The 23,110-nt window shown below is 59.8% G+C and carries 19 protein-coding genes; 1 reads left to right on the forward strand and 18 read right to left on the reverse strand.

Going from position 1 to position 23,110, the window contains the following annotated elements; genetic code table 11:
- The 4 genes from HYZ49_00005 to HYZ49_00020 form a co-directional block, all read right to left on the reverse strand.
- Nucleotides 1-1,512 (reverse strand): fused MFS/spermidine synthase (locus tag HYZ49_00005; GenBank protein ID MBI3240664.1); only part of this gene is annotated, 1,512 nt, incomplete at its 3' end.
- Nucleotides 1,513-1,560: 48 nt separating this feature from the next.
- Complete coding sequence (locus HYZ49_00010) at nucleotides 1,561-2,748, reverse strand: pyridoxal phosphate-dependent aminotransferase (GenBank protein ID MBI3240665.1); 1,188 nt, start codon at nucleotides 2,746-2,748, stop codon at nucleotides 1,561-1,563.
- A 92-nt stretch (nucleotides 2,749-2,840) separates the two neighbouring features.
- Complete coding sequence (locus tag HYZ49_00015; GenBank protein ID MBI3240666.1) at nucleotides 2,841-3,416, reverse strand: LysM peptidoglycan-binding domain-containing protein; 576 nt, start codon at nucleotides 3,414-3,416, stop codon at nucleotides 2,841-2,843.
- Between the two features lie 1,698 nt (nucleotides 3,417-5,114).
- Entirely contained in the window at nucleotides 5,115-5,312 is a 198-nt protein-coding gene (locus HYZ49_00020; protein MBI3240667.1) for a hypothetical protein, read from the reverse strand.
- Between the two features lie 110 nt (nucleotides 5,313-5,422).
- On the opposite strand from HYZ49_00020, the gene HYZ49_00025 reads away from it, so the two are divergent.
- Nucleotides 5,423-6,736 (forward strand): MFS transporter, encoded by a 1,314-nt coding sequence (locus tag HYZ49_00025; protein MBI3240668.1) that lies wholly within the window; start codon nucleotides 5,423-5,425, stop codon nucleotides 6,734-6,736.
- Nucleotides 6,737-6,746: 10 nt separating this feature from the next.
- On the opposite strand, the gene HYZ49_00030 is transcribed toward HYZ49_00025, so the two are convergent.
- From HYZ49_00030 to HYZ49_00095, 14 genes are all read right to left on the reverse strand, one after another.
- A complete protein-coding gene (locus HYZ49_00030) occupies nucleotides 6,747-7,406 on the reverse strand; it encodes a glucose-6-phosphate dehydrogenase assembly protein OpcA (protein ID MBI3240669.1) in 660 nt (219 codons plus the stop codon).
- A gap of 162 nt (nucleotides 7,407-7,568) precedes the next feature.
- Nucleotides 7,569-9,107, reverse strand: coding sequence for a glucose-6-phosphate dehydrogenase (gene zwf, locus HYZ49_00035; GenBank protein MBI3240670.1), 1,539 nt, complete (start codon nucleotides 9,105-9,107; stop codon nucleotides 7,569-7,571).
- 106 nt (nucleotides 9,108-9,213) lie between these two features.
- The gene (locus HYZ49_00040) at nucleotides 9,214-9,882 is read right to left on the reverse strand and encodes a histidine phosphatase family protein (GenBank protein ID MBI3240671.1); all 669 of its coding nucleotides are present in this window, start codon (nucleotides 9,880-9,882) and stop codon (nucleotides 9,214-9,216) included.
- 103 nt (nucleotides 9,883-9,985) lie between these two features.
- Nucleotides 9,986-10,900, reverse strand: coding sequence for a decarboxylating 6-phosphogluconate dehydrogenase (gene gnd, locus HYZ49_00045; GenBank protein MBI3240672.1), 915 nt, complete (start codon nucleotides 10,898-10,900; stop codon nucleotides 9,986-9,988).
- Between the two features lie 64 nt (nucleotides 10,901-10,964).
- A complete protein-coding gene (locus HYZ49_00050; protein MBI3240673.1) occupies nucleotides 10,965-11,201 on the reverse strand; it encodes a hypothetical protein in 237 nt (78 codons plus the stop codon).
- A 61-nt stretch (nucleotides 11,202-11,262) separates the two neighbouring features.
- Nucleotides 11,263-14,091 (reverse strand): bifunctional transaldolase/phosoglucose isomerase, encoded by a 2,829-nt coding sequence (locus HYZ49_00055; GenBank protein ID MBI3240674.1) that lies wholly within the window; start codon nucleotides 14,089-14,091, stop codon nucleotides 11,263-11,265.
- 53 nt (nucleotides 14,092-14,144) lie between these two features.
- Nucleotides 14,145-14,603 carry a hypothetical protein gene (locus HYZ49_00060; protein MBI3240675.1) on the reverse strand — a complete coding sequence of 153 codons (459 nt, stop codon included), beginning with the start codon at nucleotides 14,601-14,603 and terminating at the stop codon, nucleotides 14,145-14,147.
- A 102-nt stretch (nucleotides 14,604-14,705) separates the two neighbouring features.
- On the reverse strand, nucleotides 14,706-15,422 hold the full coding sequence (locus tag HYZ49_00065; protein ID MBI3240676.1) for a class I SAM-dependent methyltransferase: 717 nt from the start codon (nucleotides 15,420-15,422) through the stop codon (nucleotides 14,706-14,708).
- A gap of 5 nt (nucleotides 15,423-15,427) precedes the next feature.
- Complete coding sequence (locus HYZ49_00070; protein MBI3240677.1) at nucleotides 15,428-15,640, reverse strand: hypothetical protein; 213 nt, start codon at nucleotides 15,638-15,640, stop codon at nucleotides 15,428-15,430.
- 13 nt (nucleotides 15,641-15,653) lie between these two features.
- Complete coding sequence (rpiB, locus tag HYZ49_00075) at nucleotides 15,654-16,100, reverse strand: ribose 5-phosphate isomerase B (GenBank protein MBI3240678.1); 447 nt, start codon at nucleotides 16,098-16,100, stop codon at nucleotides 15,654-15,656.
- 91 nt (nucleotides 16,101-16,191) lie between these two features.
- A complete protein-coding gene (tkt, locus tag HYZ49_00080) occupies nucleotides 16,192-18,366 on the reverse strand; it encodes a transketolase (GenBank protein MBI3240679.1) in 2,175 nt (724 codons plus the stop codon).
- Nucleotides 18,367-18,510: 144 nt separating this feature from the next.
- Entirely contained in the window at nucleotides 18,511-19,437 is a 927-nt protein-coding gene (locus HYZ49_00085; GenBank protein MBI3240680.1) for a class I fructose-bisphosphate aldolase, read from the reverse strand.
- 126 nt (nucleotides 19,438-19,563) lie between these two features.
- Entirely contained in the window at nucleotides 19,564-20,199 is a 636-nt protein-coding gene (locus HYZ49_00090) for a cyclase family protein (protein MBI3240681.1), read from the reverse strand.
- Nucleotides 20,196-22,925, reverse strand: a complete 2,730-nt coding sequence (locus HYZ49_00095; protein ID MBI3240682.1) for a hypothetical protein — start codon at nucleotides 22,923-22,925, stop codon at nucleotides 20,196-20,198. Before HYZ49_00095 ends, HYZ49_00090 begins: the two co-directional genes overlap by 4 nt.
- Nucleotides 22,926-23,110 lie beyond the last annotated feature (185 nt).

Raw genomic sequence — 23,110 nt, forward strand, 5'->3', positions numbered from 1 at the left:
CCCCAGCACAAAGTTGATCACAATCGAATTCGTCAACTGCTCCACCGGGGCCACGTCGTCGGTGAAGATGGTTGTGGCGTAAAGGGTGGGTTGAAGTGTGCTGACAGCGCGCTGGAGGGCGAAGCGCAGGAGCGGGTGGGCGGTGGCGGGCAGGGCGGCCAGGTTGGCTGAAAGGTTGTCGGCGGTGGTCGGTTGAACGGTGGCGACGACGATGCTGTTGAACGTGTCGGGCACGTCCATGACGTGGACGGACGGGAAGACGGCGCGCAGGGTGGCGGCCATCGCCTCAATCAGTCGCCGGTCACTTGGGGTGCGCCCAACGTTGATCACCAGCGCCCCGTTTTCTGCCAGATGGGCGCGGGCTTCTTGAAAGAACTCGACGGTGGTGAGTTGGGGCGGGATGTAAGGCAAACGGTAGGCGTCCACGCCGACGACGGTGTAAGTGTTCGGGCTGTGGGCCAGCGCCCAGCGCCCGTCTTCGATGATGACATTCAGGTTCGGCTCGTTCATGGCAAAGTAGTCGCGCCCGGCTTGAACGATGGCCGGATCAATTTCAATGCCGTCAATTGGAATCGGGCCGAAGACGATGGTGTACTGTTTTGGAATCGTTCCGGCGGCCAGTCCGACCAGGCCCAGACTTTTCACGTCGGCGGGCGTGAAGGGCGGGGCGTTGAAGAACGGGGCGGCGAGAAAATAATCCCACGTTCCGTTGGTCGCCAAATTGTTCGGGTTGTAAACCGAGTGCAAGCCCTGGCCTTCGTTGAGCAACAGGTAGCGCGTGTTGTCTCGCTCCACGACTTGGATGAAATTGTAGGCCGACTCGGTTTCGTAGATGAGGCCGGCGATGGGTTTGATGGGGCCGGACGAGGCCACGACGGCCAACCCGGCGAGAATCAGCGGCATCCACAAGTATATCAGCGCTCGCTTGCGATCCACGCGCCAGAGTCCGATCAGGGCAATCAACAACAACAGTCCGGCAAAGAACAAATAGGTGCGCGTTGTGCCAATCGAAGGGATGAGGATGAGCACGGGCAGGAAAGTGCCGACGAGCGAGCCGAGGGTGGAGATGGCGTAGATGCGGCCCGCCGATGCGCCGACGCCGCTGAGCATTTTGGCCGAGAGACGGATGGCGAATGGTGAGACACAGCCGAGCAGGGTGATGGGGACGACAAAAAGCAGGAGCGTGGCGGCGAATGAGCCACCGGCCACCGGAGCGTTGAGCGTTTCGACGCCTTTGGCCGCCCATAACAAAATGGGGCGTGAGGCGGCAGGGATGAGGCCGACGGTGAAGGCGGCCCAGCACAACAGTTGGTAGAAGGTGCGTTCGCGCGGAGACTTGTCGGCCCAGCGCCCACCGAGGAAGTAGCCGGCGGTGAGGTAGAGCAGGATGAGGCCGATGATGTTGGCCCAGACGAGGTTGCTGGTGCCGAAGACGTTGCCCAGCAGGCGCGAGGCGGCCAGTTCGACGGCAAGGGTGGTCATGCCGGAGATGAAGACGGAGAAGAGGAGCATGGGGGTTAGAGTGAACAGTGGTCAGTGATCAGTGAAAGGCTGGCGGGATTATATCATTCTGATGTGGGCGAGGATTTTTGAGACGCCGGCCTGGAAGATGGCGGGCGGGGTGAGCAGGCTGAGGACGAGGATGCCGTCCTGGTCGAAGTCGTAGAAGTAGCCGGGGTGGACGAAGATGTTGTCCTGTTCGAGTAGTTGTTGGACTCTTTCGTCGTCGGACACTTGCGCGCCGTCATCGTCAATTTCGAGCACGGCGTACCAGCCGCCTTCGCGGAGCAGGGGGCGGCAGTTTGGAAGTTTAGCGCATTGAGCTTCAAGGAAGCGGTGGTTGTCGTCGAGGCGGGCGATGATTTGCTTTTGCATTGCTTGGCGTTGGGCCAATAACCGCTCTGCCGCGTGCTGGACGGGCGTGGCAACCGAGAGGTAGGTGTCGGCGATGAACTCGAGGCGGCTTTGGGTTTCGGCCACCAGTGAGGCCGGGCCGCTCACCTGAATCCAGCCCAGCTTGACTTGTGGCAGGCCGATAATTTTGGAGAGGCCGCTCAACACGAAGGTGAGCGCCCCCTCGTTGCCAACGGCGGTTTCGACTTGGTCTGCCGCGCTTTGATAACGGTAGTCCGAGAACACTTCGTCTACGATCAGGGCCAGGTTGTTTTTGGCGCAGAGGGCATTGAGCTGGGCAAGCTCGTTTGTTTTGAGGTAGGAGCCGGTTGGGTTGTTGGGGCTGACGACGACGATGGCTTTGGTCTTGTCAGTGATCAAATCGGGCAGAGTCTCAGTGTCAATCCGCCAGCCGAGTTTGGAGTTATAGGTTGTTGGATATTGAATGGGCCGGACGGAGTCGAGAGCCGTCAGGAAGTCGAGGAGCGGGTAACTGGGTTTAGGAACGAGAACTTCGTCGCCGGGATCGGCCAGCAGTTTGAAGAGGTGGCCGTAGGCTTCGCTGGTGCTGGCGGTGAGGAAAAGAGAATCGGGGTGGATTGTTTTGTTGCGTTGCAAGTAGTAATTGGTAATTGCCAGGCGGGCGACGGGCAGGCCGCGGGGCGTTGGCTCGTACAGCATAGCTTGCGGCTGGGTCAGGGCGCTGAGGATGTCGGCGGCGGCGTAGTCGAACCCGGCGCGGGTGGGGTTGGACTCGGCGAGGTCGAGCACTTCAACTCCGGCGGCCCTTTTGGCCTGGAGTGTTTCCATCAGGCGGTTGAGGGTGAGGTCGAAGTGGAAGCGGGAGGAGAACATGAGGGGGATTATAACCGGAGCAAACAAAAGGCCGCCGAGTTTCAGTCCGGCGGCCTAAATTAATTGGGTTGCTCAGCAACCGAATTGCCAGGCTATGGAATACACAACGCCGTGCCCGGATGTATCAGGCTGGGATCGGCGATGCGGTTAGCCCCCTGCAATTCCCGCACAGTAACCCCAAAGCGGAGAGCAATACGGAATAGCGTATCTCCGGATTGAACGGTGTAGCGCGAGACGCATGCGCCAGATGCAGTTGGCGGATCACTAAAAACGGGCAGGTTATCCGGCTGGCGATTGTAGAAAGTAAATACTGAACAGGTCCCGTTAGCTATCAGGGTGATAGCGGACGAGGCTGGACTTACCGGCACCCAGCCCACCTGCGGGGTTTCCGAGACTATATAATCGCCAGAGGCAAGTTCGTTGAAGCGCACCCAGCCAGTGCCGTCGGTGAGACCTGTTAGCGCGACCCCGCCATAAGCTGGCTTGAGAGTGATGAGCCAACTGGGCAGGCCGGCGTTATCGTAACTGTCCTTTTTGTAAACATCCAGACAGGCGAAATTGGTGCGATTCTTGAAGCGCACGTGCTCACATTCGAAAGGCCGGGTGACGGTCACGGTGAACTCGGCGGGCGTGACAGCCGTCCAGCCATCCTGCATTACTTCTGACATTACCCAGGTGCCGAGACTTAGAACGAACTGGAAGTAGCCGTTCGAATTGGTGACCTGCGTAAGTTCCTCGCCGGTGCTTGCATTGCGCGCTATGATCTGCCAGCCGCCCAGGCCCTCTTCCAGATGGTTGATTTTGTAACCATCTATACAGCCCAGCGGCTCGTTGACGAAGGTCACCTGCTTGCCAGCGCCGGGTTGGTCTAGCACGATAATCTCCTCCGTGGGGCTGATCAGTTTCCACCAAGGGTCCCGGGTCTCTTCGATAACTTTCCATTCGCCCAACGTCAGATTCAGGAAGTAAAGCTGGCCTAGGTTGTTAGTGATCCCTCTCTTGCTTGGCTGCGTTCCGTCTGGGCGAACAAGTAAGAAGCTCCAGTCTGGCACCGGCGCGCCGCGGATATCCTCTTTCTTGACCAGGATAAAACCATCGTCGCCTATCTGATGGTTGACGAAAGTCAGGCTTTGACAAGTGCCAGGCATGCGGGGCGACTCAAGCTCGATGGCTACCCTGTCGGGATAGCCCAGCGACGGTGCCCAACCAACTCTTACCTCTTCCTGGACAATCCAATCGCCAGGGGGCAGGTTGGGGAAAAACGCCACTCCTTTGCCATCGGTCACTTGCTCCCGGCTGACATTTTCTTTGGCATTGGAGGCGGTTATTTTCCAGCCAGGGAGGCCTATCTTCGTCCTGAAGTCCTGGTTACCTCCATTATCCAGCTTGGTTACGATCAGGCAGGCCAGCGCCTCCTTCTTAAAGCGTACCTGAGCGCAGTCAGAACCAATGCCGCTTAGAGTGACCTCGAACTTGTCAGGGGTATATGGTCGCCAGCCCTCAGGCTCTATAAGCTCTACAGTGTAAGTGCCCGCACTGAGGTTACTGAACAGGAATTGCCCATTTGCGCCGGCTGTTGTTGTAATGGGGTTTTCCACGGTGGGTCTGATCTTCTTAATGGTTATCACCCACGTGGCACCGCCTCGCGGCTGTTCATATTTGTCAATGATTGACCCTGAGATGCAGGTCCCGCCCTGACCGACAATTGGTGGGTTGAAGGCACTGTTTGCATCACTGCCGGTAATGCCATCCGAGTTTACAGATGTGTCGGCGGTAAGATTTGCTTGATCTGGCTTGGCGAGTGTTTGGTCGCTGGATGGACTCAATGCCACATCCAGCAATGTGCTCGATTCGGTGGATTGTTGTGGAATCTGCGTTGGCGGTGGGGCCACCGTTGCTGCCCGGATAGTGCCTGGCGACACAACAATAAACGCGCCGGCGACCAGAGCCGCTATGGTGATAGCCCCAAGAAGGAGATGAAGCGAAGACGGTTTTTTGGAACGCCTTGTGGTTTGATTCGAGCTATGTGCTCTGGACTGCCAGTTACAGCCGCATTTCCAGCACGCAGTTCGTCGAGGATGATTGAAAGCGGCACAGTTGAGGCATTTCCAGTTTTCGATGGCCATGACGGACCCCTCCCACAGGATTGACGGTTTCCCCCCTGTTTCAGAGACCTACTCATGCATTCTTATTCTATGAGTTTTCTCCACCTTCAATTGTTTCAAGATAGAAACAAGTTCTCAATATTTGGAAGGCTGTGGCAACCGAAGTCTGAATAGTCACCTGCGCCGTAGAGGAGAGCGAATAAAAAAGCTATCAGCTCTTAGTCTGATAGCTTGAAGGTGGGAAGCTGGTACCAGGCAACATCAGCTGTTCAAGCCTTTCCCCTGTTGCGCGATGATGATGTCCAGCGTGGAATTGAACATCTCCGGCGACATGTCTTCCATATCGAAAGCGTTGTAGAGAATTCTCTTGAGCTTGCAGAGCGGGCACTCTACGTTAGCCCGGTGGGCGATGTCGCATTGCTCGCAAATCACCCATGCGTTATCCAGCTTCGTATTCATTGAAACCCTCCTTGTGCCTGGTCAACAGTTTACGACAGATCGGTGTCTGTTGTTCATAGGCGAATGTCACGAGTCGGATTAAAGAATTCGCCGATGTTATAATCGCGCTCATGCCTGCCAATAAACCGCTGCCCCGCAACTGGTGGGCTTTCTTTTTGGATTATGTGACTTTCGGCGTCGGGCTGACGTTTGCCAGCCAAAACACGGTGCTTCCGGCCTTCGCCGCCACGCTCACTGACTCCAAAGTGCTCATCGGCTCGGTGAGCGCCGTCTGGCTGGGCGCATGGCTCCTGCCGCAGTTGTTCGCCGCCAACTTTCTGGCCGGCAAACCCCGGAAGTACGGTTACATGGTCTGGGGGTCGTTCATCAGCCGCCCGATCTTCTTTCTGTTTGCCCTGCTTCTGGTTTGGGGCGGGTTGGCAAAGTGGCCCTTGCTGGTGCTGGCGATTTTTCTCGTCGGCCTGGGCGTGTTTGCCGCCATTGATGCCTTCGTGGCCATTGCCTGGTTCGACCTGTTTGGCAAGGCGATGGGTTCAGCCGAACGCGGCAAGTTGATCGGCCTGGGGCAGGTGGTGGACGGCCTGGGGGCGATTGGGGCTGGGTGGCTGGTGGGTTACCTTCTTTCGGAACGCGGCCCGGCCTATCCGCTGAATTACGCCGCCATCTTTGGCCTGGGCGGCCTCTGTTTTTTCATCTCCGCCGCCGCCATCGCTTTAATTGTCGAAGTCCCCGAAGCCGTGCCCGAACACCTGCCCGTCGCCGGTTGGCGCGACTACTGGGGGCGCTTGGCCGATTTGTGGCGCGACGATCCAAGTTTTGCGCGGGTGAACATTGTGCGCCTGCTCAGCGGCCTGAGCGGGCTGGCCACGCCCTTCTACATCCTGCACGCCACCCAGCAGGCCGGCATCAACCCCGAAGCCATCGGCGCCTTCGCCGCCACTGCCCCCATCGGCTCTATGCTGGCCGGCCTCATCCTGGGCCGCGTTGTCGCCACACGCGGCAGTCACCGCGTCATTCAAATCGTCTCCTGGCTGGCCTTCGTCCCGCCGCTGTTGGGGCTGGGTCTCACCTTCATTCGGGCCACGGCGGCCCACACCTGGGTTTACGTCTTGTGCTACCTTGTCATCGGCATGATCGAAGGCTCGATCATGCTCGGCTTCTTCAACTACATTCTCGACCTGGCCCCGCCCGGCAAGAGGCCGATCTACATGGGCGTCGCCAACACCCTGGGCAGTTTGTTGGTGATCGCGCCCATCCTCGGCGGCTGGATTTTGGATGTGTCGTCTTACGGCGTCTTGTTTGGGCTGACTCTGGTCGGGGTGGCCGCCTCGGCGGTGGCCGCCATCGGCCTGCCCAAAGTCCAGCATCACGTTGAGGCTGAGATCGAGGCGGCGGAGTTGTCGGCTATCAGCGAACGGGTGTAGTCAAGGCGGCCTAAAACATCAACGCCGCCATCGTCACCCACTTCATCGTCGCATCAAAGGCCCGGTCGCGGCCCAGATAGCTGATCTCTTCGGCCAGCAGGCGCTCGAGCGGCGCGAGGTCAATTCGGGCTGTGCGCGCCACAGACTCGCCATCCACTGCCGCCCGCGCTTCGACGGACTCGGGGCTGAGGCGGGCAACGGCAAATTCGCCGCCGGCGCATTTCATCGTCAGCGATCTCAGGGCCGGGCCGTCGCTGTCGGCGACCTTCAACTCCACTTTGCTCATCGGGCAGTCGTCGCCCAGCCGCGAGAACAGCCAGCCGGCCATGAGCAAGCCTGCCTCCTCCTGAGCCTCAATCGTCACCTTTTCAATGTTATTCAGCAGGGCGCGATGTTTGGCGGCGTCGAAGAACTGGGCGAACAACTGGCGGTAGGGCGTAAGCCGCGACCAGTTGAGATCGCTCACCGAGGTTCGCGTCTTGCGCGAGCTTTCGATGTACTCGCCCAGCGCGATCAGCCCAGCGCGGCCCATCGAGGCCGAGTCCAGGATCAGCCGGTCGGCGTCGGCGGCCAGGCGGGCAAAGTCGTCGCGTTTGAAGGGCGGGCGCGGCCACCACAAAACGATGGGCAGGTCGGAGGAACACTTCAGAGGCGGCTTTGGCTTCGTCATCGGTGCTGGCCGCGGCCACCACATTGGCCACGCCGGTTCCGCCGGCAAATAGATCGGCTCCCTCATCTCGTGAAGCCGAGGCCAGCGACTTCCATAATGCTTCAAGTTCAGATTCAACTTTGAGGACTTCGGTGAGATTCGGCCCGGCCAGCGTTGCAATGGTCATAGCCGTCTCCAGCTTCGCCCGTCACGGCCCAGCATCTCGTCGGCGATCTTTGGCCCCCACGTGCCTGCTTCGTAGTTTGGCAAATCGGTCGGCGGCGAGGCGGCCCAGCCATCAATGATGGGCGTGATGAGCGACCAGGCGGCTTCGACTTCGTCGGCGCGGGTGAACAGGGTGGCATCGCCCAACATGCAATCGAGTTGCAGGCGTTCGTAAGCCTCGGGCGGCTCGGCGCCGAAGGCCGCGCCATAGCGAAAGTCCATCTTCACCGGGCGAATGTTGAACGACTGCCCCGGCACTTTGGAGCCAAACTTGAGGTCTATGCCCTCGTTGGGCTGGACGCGAATGGCCAGCATGTTCGGCTCGTGATGGTCGGCCATCCGGCCGAACAGTTGCAGGGGCGGCTGGCGGAATTGAATGGCGATCTCGGTGGCGCGCTTGGGCAGGCGCTTGCCCGACCGCAAATAAAACGGCACGCCCGACCAGCGCCAGTTGTCCACGAAGAACTTGAAGGCGGCGAAGGTGTCGGTGTTCGACGTTGGCGAGACGCTCGGCTCGTCGCGGTAGCGCGGCGCGGGTTTGCCGCCACTGCTCCCGAAATCGTACTGCCCGCGCACGGTGAACTCGCCGACTTTGTCGGGCGGGATGGGGCGCATGGACTGCAAGACCTTGAGCTTCTCGTCGCGCACGGCGTCGGCAGACATGTTGGCCGGCGGCTCCATCGCCACCAGCGTCATGAGTTGCAGGATGTGGTTCTGGATCATGTCGCGGATGACGCCGGCGGTTTCGTAATAGCCGCCCCGGCCTTCCACGCCCACGGCCTCGGCCACCGTGATTTGAACGTGGTCTACGTAGTTCCGATTCCACAGCGGCTCGAAGATGCCGTTGGCAAAGCGGAAGACCAAAATGTTCTGCACCGTCTCTTTGCCCAGATAGTGATCAATGCGATAAATCTGGCTCTCGTCGAAGACGGAGTGAACGGTCTGGTTGAGTTCGACGGCGGTGTCCAGAGTCCGGCCAAACGGTTTTTCGATGATGACCCGCACCCAACCGCCGTTCGGACTCTTGTTCAATCCCGCCATGCCAAGTTGTTTGACGATGACCGGGAAATACTCCGGGGCGGTCGCCAGGTAAAAGAGACGGTTGCCCCCGGTGCCACGTTCTTTGTCAATCCGATTCAGCAGATCACTTAATCGCTTGTAGGCTTCAGGCTCGTCAAAGTTCCCGGCGTTGTAAAAGACGCCTTGCGAGAAACTTTCCCACACGGCAGGCTGGGCGGGGCGGTTGCGCGAGAAGCTGTTGACGCCGTCGAGCATCTGCTTGCGGAACTCCTCGTCGGGAATCGGGCGGCGGGCGAAGCCGACGACGGCGAAGCTGTTGGGCAGGAGTCGTTCCAATTCCAAATTGTAGAGCGCCGGGACGAGCTTGCGCTTGGTCAGGTCGCCGGACGCGCCGAAGATGACGACCGTGTTCGGTTCCGGCGTGCGTTGCATGCGCAGTCCTTCGCGAAGTGGATTCGGTGATTGCGGATTCGCCATAGCTAACGTCCTTTTCTCACGAAGACACTAAGTCACAAAGACACAAAGGAAACTTGGTGGCTTCGTGGCTTCGTGTCTTTGTGTTTATATCAACTTTGTGTTTATATCAACTGTTTGTCGCCCACCAGCCTGAAAGATGAACGTGTTCCTGATCCGGCTCGCCTTCGTAGTGTGAGACGTCGTTGAGCAACATTAGGCGGGCGCGGGCCAGGTCACGAAAGTCGAGAATGTTGAGGCAAGCCGGTTGCTGGTCGAGCCGGTCGCGGTAGCCGCGCAGTTCAATGCCCAGATAATGCCCAATGATAAGCCGGTTGGTCGCTTTGTGCGAGATGACGAAAATTGACTGATTCGGATGGGACATGACGATCTCGCGGATGGCCGGGATGGCGCGAGCCAGCACCGCCGCGCCGGTTTCGCCGCCGGGCGGGGCGTAACCGAACGGGTCGGAGTCCCAGGCCTCCATCTCGCCGGGGTAGCGCGTCTTCACCTCAGCCCGGCTCAGGCCCTCCCAGTGGCCGTGATCGATCTCGCGCAAGCCGTCCACTGATTGCGGCTTGAGGCTGTGCGGCGCGCCAAGAATCGTCGCCGTCTCAACCGTCCGATCCAGCGGACTGCAATAGATCGCCGCCGGCTTTTGCGCCGCCAGCCGTCTAGTCAGATGTTGCGCCTGATTTCGCCCAACGTCAGAAAGTTGCACGTTCGACGCCCCGGCGAATCGATCTTCGGCAGAGGCCGTTGTGGCCGCGTGGCGGATGAGATGAACGCGTGTGGTCATGATGGGGCCTCGCCCCCACCCCCGGCCCCTCCCTCTCTCCTGAGCGAAGCAACACCGCTCAGGAGAGGGGGAGGGGTGGCCGAAGGCCGGGGAGGGGGTGAGGTCAGTTTGCCTTCTTCACCGCATGTCCGCCAAACTGGTTGCGCATGGCGGCCAGCACTTTGGCCGTATAGTCGCCGTTACTGCGGCTGTAGAAGCGGGCGAAGAGCGACAAGGTGATCACTGGCGTTGGCACGTCAAGATCAATCGCGTCCACAATTGTCCAGCGGCCCTCGCCTGAGTCGGAGACGTAAGGCGCAAGGTCGGTAAGCTCGGGATCGTCCTTCAGCGCGGCGGCGGCCAGATCGAGCAACCACGAACGAATGACGGTTCCCACTTGCCACGTCTTGGCGACGTGGGCCATATCAAGGTTGAACTCTTTCTTGGCCCGCAAAATCTCAAAGCCTTCGGCGTAAGCCTGCATCATGCCGTACTCGATGCCGTTGTGCACCATCTTGACGTAGTGGCCCGCGCCGCTCGGCCCCATGTAGCCCCAGCCTTCATCTTTCCCCGGGGCCAGCGTCTCGAAGATGGGCCGCATGTTCTCGACAACTTCCTTCTCGCCGCCGATCATCATGCCGTAACCGTTGGCTAGGCCCCAGATGCCGCCGCTCGTGCCCACGTCCACGAAGTTGAAACCTTTGGCTTTAAGCATGGCGTGACGGCGTTGGGTGTCCTTGAAGTTCGAGTTGCCGCCGTCAATCATCACGTCGCCGGGCGAAAGCAGGCTCATCAGTTCGTTGAGGGCCTTTTCGGTGACTTCGCCTGCCGGAAGCATGAGCCAGACGTGACGCGGCGCTTTGAGAGCCGCCACCACCTCTTTGAGTGAGGCCGCTACTTCGCCGCCGCCTTCCTCTTTCTTGATCCCTTCGGCGACGGTGATGTCGCGGTTGTACAACACCACCCGATGCCCGCCGCGCAACAGCCGCCGCGCCATGTTGCCGCCCATTCGGCCTAAACCGCACATTGCAATGTCCATGAGAGCCTCCAGAAGAATAGTGAGCAGTGAACAGTCAACAGTGTTTGTCACTGTTCACTGTTTACTAACTCTTCGTGTATTTGATTTCCACTTCGTCTTTGTCGCCGAGCGCCTTTTCGATGATGGCCTGCAAGTTCGGGCTAATGCCCTGGTCTTTGAGAAACTCGAAGGTCATCCGGTCTATCGTGTAGTCCTCGTCGGTCAGGCTTTCTTCTTCAAGGTGGCCTATCAGAAAGTTCAGGTCGTCGTCTGAAATGTGGCCGAGGTGAGTATTGTCGGATTTGAGATAGAGTTCAGGCATGTCGGTCTCCAATCAAAAAGGATTGAACCGCGAAGGCGCGAAGAACGCAAAGCTAATTTCCTTATTTTCTTCGTGCCCTTCGCGTCTTTGCGGTGAGATTTTTCTTTGCCTTCTTCGGCGCGAGCAGGGCGGCTACGGCGGCCAGGTCAGCTTCGGGCTTAACGCTGAGTTGAACGCGCAGAGCGCGGCGGTTGCGTGAGCGGAGCGATTGGAAGTCGCCCAGCGCCTGGGCCGCGATGAGTGTGCCAAACGAGAAGGCTTCGCCGGGGACAGCTTCATCTTTCGCAACGTTGGCAGTGAACTGGATGCCGAGGAAGTTGTCCGCGCCGCCCTTGTGCAGTTGGCCGGTGGAGTGCAAAAAGCGCGGGCCGTAACCAACGGTCGTCGCCACCTTGTATTTGTCGCGGATGGCGGCCCGAATGGCGCGCAACGTTTTTTCAGTCTTGGCGGTTCGGGCAACGTAGGCCGTCAGGGCCACATAGTCGCCGGGCTTCGTCTGCTTGAGATGCAGTTTGAGTTGAGTGGCAAAGTCGCGGCGGCCAGCAGGGATGGTCGGATCAGCAGGCGGCCATGCGACGCCGCTGGCGGCGTCATCGAGGAGCCGTTTGGTGTTGTCCTTCGACTCTTGCACGTTGGGCTGATCAAACGGGTCGCTATCCAGAGACAGGCTCGACACGGCAGTGGCGATCTCCCACCGCAAAAATTCGCCGCCCAGGTCGTAGATGTCGCGCAGGTCAAACCGGATCACCGGGTGACCCGCCTCTTCAAGTTTGGCGACGGCGCGATCATATTTGGAGTTGAGCCGCAAATAGATGAACAGCCGATCGTTGCCGTAAGCTTTGGGGTCGCCGACGGGTTCACCCTCAACCGGCACGATACCCCGGCCCTCTTTGCCGGTCGACTCGGCGATCAACTGCTCCGTCCAGTAGCCGAAGGTGGAAATGGGATCGGAGACGATGAAGGTGATCTTGTCGTGGCCGGCTTTGGCGAGCGTGCCCATGACCGCGCCGAGCCACAGGCCGGCGTTGCGGGCTGACGGAATGATATCCGACGAGGCCAGGGCCATTTCTTTGGCGCGAGCGAGAAGTTTGCCTACGTCCATGCCGAGCAGGGCGGCAGGCACGAGGCCGAAGAGCGAGAGGGCCGAGTAGCGTCCGCCGATGTCGGGCGGGTTGATGAAGACGCGGCGGAAGTTATGCTCCTGGGCCAGCTTGCCGAGCGATGTGTCCGGGTCGGTGATGGCGATGAAGTTTTCACCGGCTCGATCTCCTTTGACCGCTTTCACCTGCTCCCAGAAGAATTTGAAGAACGAGGTCACTTCGGTGGTGCCGCCGCTTTTGCTGGAGACGAGATACAACGTTTTAGCAGGACTGCTTCGCGCCAGGGCGGCGCGCACCGCGTCGGGGTGAGTCGAGTCGAGCACGCCCAGGTCAAGGCCGCCACGCGCCACGCCGAACGTCTCGCGCAGAACTTCGGGGCAGAGCGAGGAGCCGCCCATGCCGCACAGAAGCGCGTGAGTGAACCCGGCCTTCTTCGCTTCTTTGGCAAAGGTCATGAGGTCGGGAACGTGCTGGCGCATGTCGTCGGCCAGTGTGAGCCAGCCCATGCGAATTTTGATTTCGGCTTGATGCGCCGGGTCGTCTTTCTTCCACAGCGTCGAGTCTTTTTGCCACAGCCGGGCCGGAACTTTTTGGGCGTCGAGGACGGCGAGGTGAGTTTGCACGTCGGCGGCAAGCTCTGCGCCAAGTGAGACGTGCGTGCGCGCGCCTGCCAGTTCGGCCTGGCGACGAGTCTCGATGACGTTGAGCAGAGATTCGAACGACTTGAAGAAGGCGGCCACCCCGTCGTCTTCCAGTTTTTGCGTCACCCAGTTCATATCCACGCCAGCTTCGGCCAGCTTGTCCAGCAGGTCATTGGCTTCGGGCAAACCTTCGGTGAGCGTGACGCGGGCGAGGCCGTGATCCTTGAAGGCCTTGATCGTGGCCGGTGGCATGGTGTTGACTGTGTCCGGGCCGATCAAGTTGTCAATGTAAATCACGTCAGGATAGTTGGGGTTCTTGGTGCTGGTGCTGGCCCAGAGCGGGCGTTGCACCTGCGCGCCTGCCGCCTTGAGATCGGCGAACTCATCTTTATAATAGCGATTGGCGAAGAGATCGTAAGCGAGCTTGGCGTTGGCGATGGCGGCCTTGCCCTTGAGTGACTCCAGTGAAGCCGCCGTGGACGGGTCGGCTTTGATCTTGTCGTCAAGCATCTTGTCAATCAACGTGTCCACCCGGCTGACAAAGAAGCTGGCGACTGAGGCGATGCCGCTTACTTTCTTGCCAGCAGCCAGGCGGCGCTTGAGTCCGTTCAGATGAGCCGTCATCACTTCGTCGTGGCGCTCAAGCGAGAAGATGAGAGTGACGTTGACGTTGATGCCTGCGGCAATGGTCTCTTCGATGGCAGGCAGACCGGCCTTCGTCGCCGGAATCTTGATCATCACGTTGGGGTGGCCCACCGCTTTCCACAACCGCTTGGCCTCGCTGATCGTCTTCTTCGTATCGTGGGCGTACTTGGGCGAGACTTCGATGCTGACGTAGCCATCCTTGCCGCCGGTGCGCTCGTAGACGGGCCTGAACACGTCGGCGGCATCGCGGATGTCTTCGATGGCAAGCGCGTCGAAGATGCCCTCGGCGTTCTTGCCGTCGCGGGCGAGATCGCGCAGGGTGGCGTCGTAGTCGGTCGAGTTGGCGATGGCCTGCTCAAAGATGGTGGGGTTGGAGGTCAGGCCGGTGATGTCACCGTCGGCCACCATCTTTTGCAGTTCGCCGCTATCCAGCAAACTGCGCCGGATGTTGTCGTGCCAGGGGGATTGGCCGAGGTGTTGGAGGTGGAGGAGGGGAGTGGTCATAGGAATTTTCCTTTCAGCATGAGTTGCTGGCTGGCGGGGCTCTAGCTATCAAGCTAAGTTGCTCGTAGGTGTTTGAAATCTTCCGCTCTCAAAGCGGTTTTTCTCACAGGCTTTCTATTACTCAAGTCTTTGCGTATGGCAAGTATGAACTCCCCAACTGCTTTTTCTTTGTCGGCGTCTGAGAATTCCTGATCTACACCCGTTTGGACCATGTGAAGAAACCTATATGCTTTCAGAATTACATCATCGGGGCAATACAGCCAGCATAAATTCAACTGGATCAAAAAGTCCTCCTTAAGTTCTTTGCTAGCTGACGGAATGTAGAAGCCCTTTAGGCTCTTAATTAGTTCTATGTATCGTTCTTCTTTTCGCTTGTATTCCTCGTCTGTTCTCTTGCTTTTCTCATTTAAGAACCAAGTCAGCAAGCCACTTCCAACGGCGACCAGCGCACCGATAAATGTGAGGAACATACCGGTCACTTGAATTAGAGTGTCAATAGTGGATTGTGCCATAATGCTCCTCGAGATATGCTCTTATTTGAGCTACACAAGGGCGCTCATTCGTTTATCCGTTTCCCCATTCGTTGACAAGTTGCCCGTTTTTAGCCCTCGCAACTACTTTGGCTTCCTCGCCACAAACACATCCCGGCCAAACTGATCGATCACGCTCTCGGCTTGAAATCCGGCCTCGGTCAACCACTGGAGCCAATCAGCGCGGGGGAAGAGGCCGTGCAGGTGCGTCTCATGCTCAAAGTGGACTTCGCCATTTTCCCGCAACAGAAAGGCAAAATGGGTTAAGCAGGTGCTGTCTGTCGGGTCAGGGTCGTACTGCCATTCCAGGACACGCAGGGCGCGCCCATCCTCGCCATCGCGTGCGTCGTGGTCGGTGGTCGCCTTGAAGGTTTCGCGCACGTGGTCGGGAACGAACAAGGCCGCGCCGCCCGGCTTGCAATGGAGGAAGGCCGTCGCGAAGGCCTGACGCAGATCGGCTTCCGTCGTCATGTAATCAATCGCATCGTGGATAAAGACCAGATCGAACTGCCGCCCCAGCCGCGCCGAGCGCATGTCGCCTGCCAGATGTTCGCAATCGGGGTTAATGGCTCGACTGACGGCCAGCATCTCCGGCGAAATGTCCACCAGCGTCAACGTATAGTGTGCCTTGAGGTGAAAAGCGTTACTTCCACCGCCACTGCCAAACTCGACCAGGGTGCGCGCCTGGGGCGCGGCCTCTTTCAACACCTGCGCGAAGAACGTCGCTTCTTCCAGATAATCTTCAGGCGGCGACCACAGGGGCCACCAGGCGGCCAGTTCCTGATAAAGCTTGAGTGGCATGTTGTCTATGATTTGTTTGAGGGATCGTTCTTGTTGTCCTGTTGTGACCACATGGCGCCGATCCCGACGCCGATTGCCAGGCCAATTGCTACGCCAACGGCGACGTTGCCCATCGCCGCGCCAATTCCGGCCCCAATGGCAATGCCGGCGCCCACGCCCAGGCCGATTTTGCTGTTGTTGCGTTTAGGTGCAGTTGAATTATCTGGCTTTTGTTCCATGGTATTTGCCCTCCTATCCTTTTTCTTCCATCGCCTTCACCTTCCCCAGCCGCCGCACGTGTCGTTCCTCGTTGGTGAACTGCGCGCCGAGGAAAGCGTGGATGAGTTCGGCGGCGACTTCGACGCCGACGATGCGCGCCCCGAGGCAGAGCACGTTGATGTCGTCGTGCTCGACGGCTTGGTGGGCCGAGTAGGTGTCGTGGCACAGTCCGGCGCGGATGCCGCGCATTTTGTTGGCGGCCACGCACGCCCCGACCCCACTGCCGCAAATCAAAATCGCCCGGTCAGCCTTGCCTTGCTGAATGGTTTCGCCGACGGCGCGGGCGTAGTCGGGGTAGTCCACCGGGTCGGCGGTGAAAGTGCCGAGGTCGAGAATCTCGTGGTCGGCTTGCATCACAACTTTGAGGGCGCTCTCTTTGAGCGGGAAGCCGCCGTGGTCGCAGGCAATTGCTATTCTCATAACAAGCTTTGCCGCGAATTACGCTAATTTGCGCGAATTATTCCGATCCTAATTCGCGATAATTCGTGAAATTCGCGGCTGAAATTTCTGGCTACTTCTTCCTCTGCCCAGGCTTCAACTTGGCTGTGGTCTCCGCCTTTGCTTTCGCTTTAGGCCTGGCCTTTGCTTTTGCTTTGACCGGGGCAGGCGGGCGATTGGCGGCTAACACAGCCTTAGCTTTTTCAATCACGTTGCGCGGCGTGAAGCCAAACTTTTCAAACAGCACATTCGCTGGAGCCGAAGCACCATAGCCCGTCATGCACACGCAGTCGCCCTTCGAGCCGAGCCACTTGTGCCAGGGCATGGCGATGCCGGCCTCAATCGCCAACCGGGCGGTGATGTTTGGCGGCAGAACCGCGTCACGATAGTCTTGAGATTGCCCCTCGAACAGTTCCATGCTGGGCATGGAAACGAGCCTGACGTTGACGCCGTCGGCGGCCAACCCGATTCCGGCCTCGACCATCAAGCCCACTTCACTACCAGCCGCCATCAGAATAATTTCCGGCTCGCCTTCGCCGATGTCGGCCAGCACGTAAGCGCCCCTGCTCAGTTCGGTTGCGGGCGCGTAGATGCGACGGTCAAGCGTGGGCACGTTCTGGCGGGTGAAGATGAGGAGAGTCGGGCCGTGTTGGGGCGTACGATTGTACGCCCTTACAATGGCGACTCGCCACGCCTCAACCGACTCGTTAGCGTCGCCCGGCCGGATGACGGTGAGGCCGGGGATGGCGCGCAAGGCGGCCACTTGCTCGACGGGCTGATGCGTTGGGCCGTCTTCGCCGAGGCCAATGCTGTCGTGAGTGAAGACGAAGATGGCGTGGAGTTTGGCGAGCGCGGCCAGCCGAATCGCAGGCCGCATGTAATCGGAGAAGGTGAGGAAGGTGGCGGTGTACGGGATGAAGCCGCCGTGCAGGGCCATGCCGTTGACGATTGCGCCCATACCATGCTCACGCACTCCGAAGGCGATGTTGCGCCCGTCGTAGCCCCAGCCGCCGCCGACTAAACCCTGAGCGCCATCGGGCGAGCGAAGCGGCGATTGAAAGTCACCATAGCCTTTGAGCCAGGTGAAGGTTGAAGGGTTGAGGTCGGCAGAGCCACCCATGAGTTCGGGCAGAGTCTTGGCCAGGGCTTGCAGGGCGGCCTCGGAGGCTTTGCGGGTGGCGAGACCTTTGGTGTCAGCGTTGAATGTCGGCAGAGTCGAATCCCAACTGGCAGGTAGTTCGCCATTCAAACGCCGCTTGAGTTCGGCGGCGAGGTCGGGGTAGGCCTCGGCGTATTTGGCAAAGGCGGCTTCCCATTCCGCCTGCCACGTCTTGCCTTGCTTGAGGTCTTGTCGGAAATTCTCCCGCACTTCATCCGGGATCAAGAAGACGGGTTCAGTCGGCCAGCCCAGATTCTTTTTGGCGTTGATGACTTCGTCCGGGCCGAGCGGCGAGCCGTGGGCCTCGAAGGTGTCTTGCTTGTGCGGCGAGCCGTAGCCGATGATGGTGCGGACGCAGATGAGGGATGGGCGAGTCGAGTCGGCGCGGGCGGCGGCGATGGCCGCCGAGACGGCTTCCACGTCGTTGCCGTCGCTCACGTGTTGAACCTGCCAGCCGTAGGCTTCGAATCGTCCGCCGACGTCTTCGGTGAAGGTGATGGACGTTGATCCGGCCAGTGAGATTTTGTTGTCGTCGTAAAGCACGATCAGCTTGCCGAGGGCGAGATGCCCGGCCAGCGAGCAGGCTTCGGAAGTCACGCCTTCCATCAGGTCACCGTCGCTGGCGATGACGTAAGTGGTGTGGTCAATGATGGTGTGGCCGGGTTTGTTGTATCGGGCCGCCAGGTGGGCTTCGGCGATGGCGAAGCCGACGGCGTTGCTGAGGCCCTGGCCGAGCGGGCCGGTGGTGGCCTCGACGCCGGGGGTGAGGTGGCTCTCCGGGTGGCCCGGAGTCTTGCTCTCCCACTGGCGGAAGTTCATCAGGTCTTCCAGCGACAGGTCGTAACCGGCCAGGTGCAGGAGCGAGTAGAGCAACATGGAGCCGTGGCCGCCGGAGAGAATGAAGCGGTCGCGGTTGGGCCAGCGCGGGTCGGCCGGGTTGTGTTTGAGGAAGCGCGACCAGAGAGCGTAGGCCATGGCCGCCGTGCCCATCGGCAGGCCGGGGTGGCCGGAGTTGGCCTTTTGCACGCCGTCCACCGAGAGGAAGCGGATGGTGTTGATGCTGAGGGTGTCGAGGTCGGTTTGGGTCACGAAGCCTCCAGGAAATCATCTGCTCCAGCGGAGCAGTTTGTGATGTTTAGTCTGTGAAGACGGAGATGTGTTTCATCCTAATCGGAACTGAGGGAAATTTCTTTCCCTCAGTTTCCGTGTTTCCCATATTTCCCTGCGAAAATATTACTTCATCTCGCCCTTGTAAATCTTCATCATCGAACCTAGCAGGTCGAGCGCTTCGGGCCGGGGGCGCTGGAAGGAGTTGCGGCCAATGATCGAGCCGAAACCGCCGCCGTCGCGGATGGCGCGGGCCTCGTTGAGCACGGTCTCGGTGTCGCTTTTCGCGCCGCCGGAGAAGATGACGATGCGGCGGCCATTGAACGACGACTGCACCACATGCTTCACCCGGTCGGCCAAAGTGCTGACGGGGATGTTGTACTTCTCGTAGACCTTCTTGGCTTCGGCTTGCTCCACGTGCTCGGTAGAGAGTTTGACTTTGATGATGTGCGCGCCCAACTGGGCCGCGATCTGGGCCGCATAGGCGGTCACGTCAACGCCGGTCTCGCCGGCTTTGCTCAAGTCGCTTCCGCGTGGATACGACCAGACGACGACGGCCAGCCCGGCCTCTTTGGCCTCCAGCGTCAACGCTTGGAGTTGCTCGTAAAGGAAACGGCGGTCGGCAGTGCCAGGGTAAATGGTGTAACCGACGGCCACACAGCCAAGCCGCAGGGCGTCGTCTACGCTGGAGGTGATCGCGCCCATCGGGTCTTTCTCGTCGTACAACACGTCGTGGTTGTTGACTTTGAGGATGAGGGGGATGTCACCGGCATAGTCGGCGGCCACTGCTTCGATGAAGCCGAGCGGGGCGGCGTAGGCGTTGCAGCCAGCTTCAATCGCCAGTTCGACGTGGTAGCGCGGATCGTAACCGCCGGGGTTGGGCGCGAAGCTCCGAGCCGGGCCGTGCTCAAAACCCTGATCCACCGGCAGGATGACGAGCTTGCCCGTGCCGCCCAGCTTGCCGTGATTGAGCAGGCGGGCCAGGTTGGTGAGAGTGCCGGGGTTGTCGCTCCGGTACCACGAGAGAATTTCTTTGACGCGATCGGTTGCCATAGGTCGAGAATCCTTTTCCTGTTGTAGTTTTGATGGTGAGCCAGAGATTTACCGCGAAGACGCTAAGGGCGCTAAGATGATTTGAAAAGAACTTTGCGTTCTTTGCGCCTTCGCGGTGAAGTCTTTTTATTTTTCGATGAGTATCGCCCTAGCCGGAGCGCCGTCGCTGTCCTTCAACTTCAGCGGCAGGCAATAAAATTCGTAGTCGCCCGGCTCGATTGCCGACAGATTCAAGCCTTCGACGATGACGACGCCGGCGTTGAGCAGAATTTCATGTGTGGCCCGCCCCGCGCCCTTCGGCCCCACCGAAAGATAGTCCACGCCGATCAAGCCGATCTTATTCGCCACAATCCATTGTGCGCCATCGTCAGTAATTCCGGCAAAGTCGGCTCGAAATTCGTGCGGGCCAAGTTTCCAGAGATCAGAGTTGCGGGTCTTGAGCAGGACGCGCGGCGTGCCGAACGGGATTCGGGCGCGTTCGAGGCTGTCAGCGGTGATGTTGCCTTCCGGCAAGTTGAGGGCAAAGACTGTGGCCGGGCCGGTGAGCAGTTCGAGCGGCAGTGTATCCACGCCAGACGCGCCGGGGATGAAGTGGACGGGAGCGTCCACGTGCGTGCCGGTGTGACAGCCGAGCGAGAGGCGCGAGACGTTGGACGAGGCCCCAGCCGCCATATCGTTCACACGCACCAGTTCAAAGTCCGGGTTGCCCGGCCAGATGGGAATGCCGGGTTCGAGGGTGACGCTGATGTCGTGGATTTTCATCTCGTCTGCGGCCTCTCGTGCCTCGTCTGCTTCAACCTCCCCACCACCGTCCGCGCCGTCAGCTTGCCGTCGCGCTGCAAATACCAGCCGTCGCCGGGGAAGTCGGGGTTGTTGAGGCCAATGTCGTCGTGGATGGCCAGGCACCAGGGCATCATGGCCTGCAAGGGCGAGTTGGCTTCCAGCCAGTCGAACATCTTCACCATCAGCGCCGCGTGGACATCGTCGTTCGGCAGGCGCTCGTGGCCGCCCATCGAGTGCGACTCGGGCGTGAACACGCCGCTCTCGGTGGACATGATGGCGTAATCCACGCCAGCGGTCAGCCCCAGGTTTTGTTTGATGTAGAACATGGGAATCTCGTAAGCCCGCAAGCACTGATCCCAGCCCCGGCCTTGCGGGAACGGCTCGAAGTCCAACGGAAACTCGTACACAGCCACGTGCACAGCCACCCAGCCGCCACGCTTGAAGATGCTGAGGGCGCGGTTGCGTCGCCCACCGTCGGCGGCGATGTATTGCCAGAACTTCTCGTTGAACTTGGTTCCCGAAAGTTGCGGGTGCGGACGGCCATCGCCCCAGTCCACCGGAGCCATCGCGTAGTAAGCCGGGCGCGCGCCGATGCTCAATGCTTCTTCTGAGTCGGCCAGCCAGGCCTCAGCCAGCACCCGAATGCACTCCGGGTTCTGCCAGTTCACAAAATCCTTCGGGCTACTCCACTCAATATCCAAATTCGGCTCGTTGCCGATCTCGGCCCACAGGATGCCCTCGCGCACGTACTGCTTCATCTTCTCAAAGCGATCGTGGTCGAGCCGGTTGGGGAATTGGTGGCCCATTTGATAGCGGATGACGGGCGTGATTCCGGCGTCACGCAGGGCCAAGGCCCAACGGAAGATGGAACCGTCGCCGGTGTCGTTTGGCCCGGTGCTGTCGCATTGCTTATACCACTTGATGCCCATCGCCTTGAGTTCAGAGAGCCAGAAGTCCCACTTGTCGCGCGGCGGCACAGCCGAGCCAGCCGAGCCGTGCACGCCCCAGATGCGCCCATCAACTTTGCCCTTGCCCGGCGCAGGCGTCGCCGGAAGCGCGAGCGTATCAGGTTTGCTGGCCTCAATGGCGGCCTTTGTCAAATCAGCAGGTGACAGTCGCAGAGCTTCGGCAATGGCGGTCTTGCGGTCGTTGCCAAGACCGGGCAGGGCGGCGATTGCCGGGCCGGAGTAGGCGGCTTTGCGGTTGACGTAGATCGAAGTGAGTCCGGCAGAGCCGATCATGTTCTGCCAGTTGTCGTTGAACTTCGCGGCGGCGACGATGAAGGCGTTGATGACATCCTGATTCGTCGTCGGCGTTGACGACGGGGCGGCGGGCGTTGTTGGGGTGGTTGGTGGTTGTCCAGAACCCTGCGGCCCCTGCAGAGCCAGGCGACGGGCTTCCGAGATCGCCACTGAAGCAGGGACGGCTGACACTGGAACCCAGCGCACCCCGGCAAAAGCCACCGCTTGCGGCGGGCGCTCGTCGCTGAAATCGGTGATGTTCACCCGGCCATCGTCCGCCCGGCGCGGATCGAGATCGAAAACGCCGAGCGACACCCACTCATCCGACTTGGAAGACTGATCGATCTTCACCTGCCGTTCTTTGGGCTGGCCGCCTTCGTAATAGTTCACGTGATAGTCGGCGCGCTTGCTGTCGGCGTTGTCGCGCGGAATGAAAACGTCAACGCTGTAGCGGCCCGGCGCGGGCAGTTGCGGCACGTAGCTCACCGACACGTCGTTGCTGGCCGAGGTGAGCTTCCAGCGCGCGCCCCGTCCAAAAATATCGCGGAAGTCGTGCCAGGGCCGGTCGGGCGCAGACTCATAAACATATTCGGTGTAGCCACGCGGCTCGTCGGGCCAGCGGCCCATCGCGCCCTCGGGCAGTGGCTCTGCCGGGGCGGCGACCTTGCCCTGATGTTGTTGCTTACCTGCCGAAAAGTTGATGGCGGCCACGGCGGCAAATTCGGGCGCGTTCATGTGGCGGTCGCCCAAACAGAAAAAGGATAACCCGACCGCGCCACGCTTCACGGCTTCGTTGCCCTGCAAGGTGATGTCGGCGGGCGGGATGCCGTTGTACGACTGCAACATCGGAATCACCGGCTTGCCAAAGCCGGACAGGAAGCTGAAGCCCGTGTCAAGCGCCTCGGCCACCGACTTCCCAAAGTCACGCGGATAAATCATCGGGTGCATGCTGTCCATGAACGGAAGCCAGGGATCAATGTAGACGTTGAAAGGGCGGTTGCGTCTGGCGTCGAGGATGAAGCCAATGTGGAAGTTGGGGCCGAGGGCGTTGCGGATCAGAGTCATCAACTGGCGCGCGGCGTCGGCGCTTCCGCGGTAGTAATGTTGGCCGTGTTCCACGTCGAGCAGGAGCGATTTGACGCCCGGCGCTTTGGCCGCCTGAATGAACTTGTCGGCTTCGGCCTGCACATCGAGGCCGTGCGGGATGCCCCAGACGTGCGTTTCGAGGCTCCGTGACTCCATCGCCGCGACCCATTGCTTGACCATGTCCGGCCCGTTGACGGCCTTGGAGTCGTTGTCGAACTTGCTCTGCCACTCTTTGCCTTGCGAGGTTTGCAGGAACACGCCGTCCACGTTCGGCATGGAGTCCACGATTAGCCGCGAGGCGTCGCCAAGCGACTTGCGGGGCAGGAACGAGCCTTTGACTTGCACGAGATAGATTTTGCCGTCGTAGGGAGTGGGCATTTTTTAGGTTCCTTTCGAGCGAGAACTCGTCGGCTGTATTTTACTGCGGAATAGGTCTCAGAGGGTGTCCCCTGTATTGCCGATAGTGTACTGGAGATTTGAAGTTTGGCAACTTGGAGAGACAACGGACGCTTCGCGCGAATGGAACGGATTCAATCCGCCGAATTCACCAAATCGGTTGTCTC

It is taken from the genome of Chloroflexota bacterium (assembly GCA_016197225.1).
GTDB lineage: Bacteria > Chloroflexota > Anaerolineae > Anaerolineales > VGOW01 > VGOW01.

Coding starts and splice junctions, on each gene's coding strand:
- HYZ49_00010 (MBI3240665.1), bottom strand. CDS start 2,748: ATGTTCTCCTCCCGCTTCCACTTCGACCTCACCCTCAACCGCCTGATG.
- HYZ49_00015 (MBI3240666.1), bottom strand. CDS start 3,416: ATGTCAGAAGTAATGCAGGATGGCTGGACGGCTGTCACGCCCGCCGAG.
- HYZ49_00020 (MBI3240667.1), bottom strand. CDS start 5,312: ATGAATACGAAGCTGGATAACGCATGGGTGATTTGCGAGCAATGCGAC.
- HYZ49_00025 (MBI3240668.1), top strand. CDS start 5,423: ATGCCTGCCAATAAACCGCTGCCCCGCAACTGGTGGGCTTTCTTTTTG.
- HYZ49_00030 (MBI3240669.1), bottom strand. CDS start 7,406: ATGACGAAGCCAAAGCCGCCTCTGAAGTGTTCCTCCGACCTGCCCATC.
- zwf (MBI3240670.1), bottom strand. CDS start 9,107: ATGGCGAATCCGCAATCACCGAATCCACTTCGCGAAGGACTGCGCATG.
- HYZ49_00040 (MBI3240671.1), bottom strand. CDS start 9,882: ATGACCACACGCGTTCATCTCATCCGCCACGCGGCCACAACGGCCTCT.
- gnd (MBI3240672.1), bottom strand. CDS start 10,900: ATGGACATTGCAATGTGCGGTTTAGGCCGAATGGGCGGCAACATGGCG.
- HYZ49_00050 (MBI3240673.1), bottom strand. CDS start 11,201: ATGCCTGAACTCTATCTCAAATCCGACAATACTCACCTCGGCCACATT.
- HYZ49_00055 (MBI3240674.1), bottom strand. CDS start 14,091: ATGACCACTCCCCTCCTCCACCTCCAACACCTCGGCCAATCCCCCTGG.
- HYZ49_00060 (MBI3240675.1), bottom strand. CDS start 14,603: ATGGCACAATCCACTATTGACACTCTAATTCAAGTGACCGGTATGTTC.
- HYZ49_00065 (MBI3240676.1), bottom strand. CDS start 15,422: ATGCCACTCAAGCTTTATCAGGAACTGGCCGCCTGGTGGCCCCTGTGG.
- HYZ49_00070 (MBI3240677.1), bottom strand. CDS start 15,640: ATGGAACAAAAGCCAGATAATTCAACTGCACCTAAACGCAACAACAGC.
- rpiB (MBI3240678.1), bottom strand. CDS start 16,100: ATGAGAATAGCAATTGCCTGCGACCACGGCGGCTTCCCGCTCAAAGAG.
- HYZ49_00085 (MBI3240680.1), bottom strand. CDS start 19,437: ATGGCAACCGATCGCGTCAAAGAAATTCTCTCGTGGTACCGGAGCGAC.
- HYZ49_00090 (MBI3240681.1), bottom strand. CDS start 20,199: ATGAAAATCCACGACATCAGCGTCACCCTCGAACCCGGCATTCCCATC.
- HYZ49_00095 (MBI3240682.1), bottom strand. CDS start 22,925: ATGCCCACTCCCTACGACGGCAAAATCTATCTCGTGCAAGTCAAAGGC.